General features: G+C 66.7%; 1 protein-coding gene and 1 pseudogene. Both read right to left on the reverse strand.

Translation table 11 applies throughout. The features are described from left to right. Window positions 1-621 (reverse strand): nickel-dependent hydrogenase large subunit (locus tag ADBZ5U_RS16525; protein WP_526811991.1); only part of this gene is annotated, 621 nt, incomplete at its 3' end. 52 nt (window positions 622-673) lie between these two features. Further along, window positions 674-1,059, reverse strand: a pseudogene (locus ADBZ5U_RS16530) (hydrogenase); the annotation flags it as partial.

Genomic DNA, 1,059 nt, shown 5'->3' on the forward strand with positions numbered 1-1,059 from the left:
GCTGCAGCCCAGCAGGTCGGACTCCAGCCAGTTGTCCTTCCAGTTCTCCAGGATCGCGATGGAGCGGGTGACGTCGGAGAGCGACGGCGCGCCCATCACCCCGCCCGGCACCATGAAACTCGAGTGCGGCCACTGCCCGCCGAAGATGGCGTACACCTCGACCGGCTTCTGGGAGAGCACCACACCCTTCTGGTAACTGGTGCCGACGTAGGGCGCGTACCGGCGGACCGCCTCGTCGTACATCGGGGACTTGGCGTAGTTCTTGTTGGTCAGGTCGATGGCGAACAGGGCGTAGTAGTAGCGCGGGATGGACTGCAGCGTCTCGCAGGCCTGGGCGATGTTGCGGACCAGGGTGGCATTGGCCGGCATGGTGGTGCGCCAGGCGGTGTCCAGCGCGTAGGCCGACTTGTAGAGGTGGCTGCCGCCGCAGATCCCGCAGATGCGGGGGGTGACGATGAGCCCGGCCTGCGGGTCCTTGCCGCGCAGGATGATCTCGAAGCCGCGGAACATCGCAGCCTCGGTCCAGGCCGAGGTGACGACGCCGTCTTCGATGGTGACCCGGACGTCGAGGTCGCCCTCGACCCGTCCGAGGGGGCTGACGTGAAGATCAAGGGCGGTCATGTGAAGGGGTCCTCCGGGGTGGTTGGGTTCGCCAATAAACCGAGTGCGTGGGTCAGACCACGAACATGTCTTCTTTGGACCAGTTCGGCGCCGCCAACCGGGCGGCGGCGGCCGAGGCCATGTAGGACAGCTTCTTGGTGCCCGTCCCGGTCTCCTTCGGGATCACCCCGGCGACCTTCTGGGTCTTGAACACCGTGCCGGGGGCCAGGTCGAAGTGCGGGAACTCCGGTTCGGTGCATCCGTAGCAGGGCTGGCCCGCGCGGGTCTTCGAGGACTGGCGGTTCCACAGGATGCGGTTGCACGGCGAGTGCGTCATCGGCCCGCGGCAGCCGAACTCGTAGAACAGGCAGCCGGTGCGGGTGCCCTCGCCGAAGGACATCGTCGACTGCTTGTACTCGTAGAACTGCACCCGGGTGCAGCCGGTCTGGGTGAAGGTCT

It is taken from the genome of Mycobacterium sp. (assembly GCF_040398885.1).
Classification (GTDB): domain Bacteria; phylum Actinomycetota; class Actinomycetes; order Mycobacteriales; family Mycobacteriaceae; genus Mycobacterium.